1 protein-coding gene and 1 pseudogene are annotated in these 1,634 nt (G+C 68.7%); one reads left to right on the top strand and one right to left on the bottom strand.

The annotated features are described in order from the left end of the window. Window positions 1–176 (top strand): annotated as a pseudogene (locus tag GXZ33_RS00555) (DoxX family protein); the annotation flags it as partial. Between the two features lie 58 nt (window positions 177–234). On the opposite strand, the gene GXZ33_RS00550 reads toward GXZ33_RS00555, so the two are convergent. Beyond that, window positions 235–1,488 (bottom strand): glycosyltransferase 87 family protein, encoded by a 1,254-nt coding sequence (locus GXZ33_RS00550; protein ID WP_291338922.1) that lies wholly within the window; start codon window positions 1,486–1,488, stop codon window positions 235–237. Window positions 1,489–1,634 lie beyond the last annotated feature (146 nt).

The following is a 1,634-nucleotide window of genomic DNA, read 5'->3' as shown; positions in this document are numbered from 1 at the left end:
TGCTGCTGGGCATCTCCCTGGCGCTGCAGTTCACGGGCCCGGGCTTCCTCTCCCTGGACTACGGCCGCAGCTGGGCCCGCCGCCCGCTGGTGAGCTCCTGGATCTTCGTGCTGCTGGCCGTCGCCGGCGGCGTGGCGCTGTGGTGGTTCGGCGCCGGGGTCAACCCCTTCGCCTGACGCTCCTGAATCAGCCGACCCCGGACCAGACAGGTCCGGGGTCGGCTGATTCCGGGGGTCAACGCGCGACCGGCACCTTCCGCAGCGCCACCGCCCAGGCGATGAGCACGGCGATGCCCAGCCACACGAAGTCGGAGACGAGGAACTTGGCGGAGCCGTTGAGGGCGTGCACGTCGATCGCGTCGCCGTACCACCACTTCGGGGGCTGGGTGAGCACGAGCGCGGCCCACGTGAACACCAGCGACCCCAGCACCACCGGCCCCCCGAGGACGGTGAGGCAGCGCCACGCGAGCACCGGCAGCAGCAGCGTGAGCCAGATCCAGTGGTGGGACCAGGAGACGGGGGAGACCAGCAGCATGATGACGGCGTTGACCAGGGCGGCGTCGACAAGCATGTCGCGGCGCATCAGCGCCACCATGAACCACGCACCCAGCGCGATGGTGACCAGGGAGAGCACCAGCCACAGGATGTTGGTCAGCGTGGAGTTCGCGTCGAGGGCCTCGGGGGAGGTCCACCAGCGCATGAGCATGCCCTTGAGCGAGCTGTTCGACTGGTAGACGGTGTTGACGCCGAACTCCGACTCGGTGCCCATGCCGAGCAGGACGTCGGTGAAGTACTGCTTCGTCGCGTCCCACCGCACCAGCGCACCCAGCCCCGTGACCAGCAGCGCGGAGACAGCGGCGACGAGGATCGCGCGGATGTCGCGGCGCAGGAGGAAGAAGAGCAGCATCGCCAACGGCGTCACCTTGATCGCCGCCGCGACACCGATGAGCGCACCCTGCGGCAGCCACCGCTTCCGCGGCACGAGGTCGAGGATGACCAGCGCCATGATGACGACGTTGAGCTGCGCGAAACCGGAGTTCAGCCACACCGGCTCCATGAGCAGCACCGCCGGCCACGTCACCGCCGTCAGCGCCGCCAGGGAGAGCGTGTCGACGCCGCCCCGCACCGCCCCCGTCACCGCCCGCAGCACGAACCACAGGCACAGCAGGATGAGGGCGGAGGAGAGCATGATCATGATGTCGCCGGCGAGGTCGTGCTCGAAGCCGGTGAGCGGCACCATGACGAGGGCCCCGAACGGGGGGTAGATGAACGGCAGCGCCAGGTCCCCGGCGTACATCGGGACGGAGTACATCTCGGCGCCGTCGAGGAAGGCCTGCACACCCTCCATGTAGATGATCATGTCGACGGGGAAGTCCGTGATCATCATCTGGCGTCCGGTGACGCCGAAGCCCGCGATCAGCCCCAGGGCCACCACCATCCTCAGGACGGTGGTGTGGGGCAGGATCGCGGGCTTGTTCTTCGTGGTCACCCGGACGATGTTAGTCGATCTGGCGGACGGCACCCTTGTCTGCGGAGGTGGCCATGGCGGCGTACGCACGCAGCGCCTTGGAGACCTGGCGCTCGCGGTTCGGGGTCCACGGCTTCTCGGAGGCCTCCATTGCTTCGCGACGACGC

Source organism: Corynebacterium sp. (assembly GCF_012838985.1).
GTDB lineage: Bacteria > Actinomycetota > Actinomycetes > Mycobacteriales > Mycobacteriaceae > Corynebacterium.
Note: the sequence above shows the minus strand (reverse complement) of the source record. Positions and strands in the feature narration are given on the sequence as shown.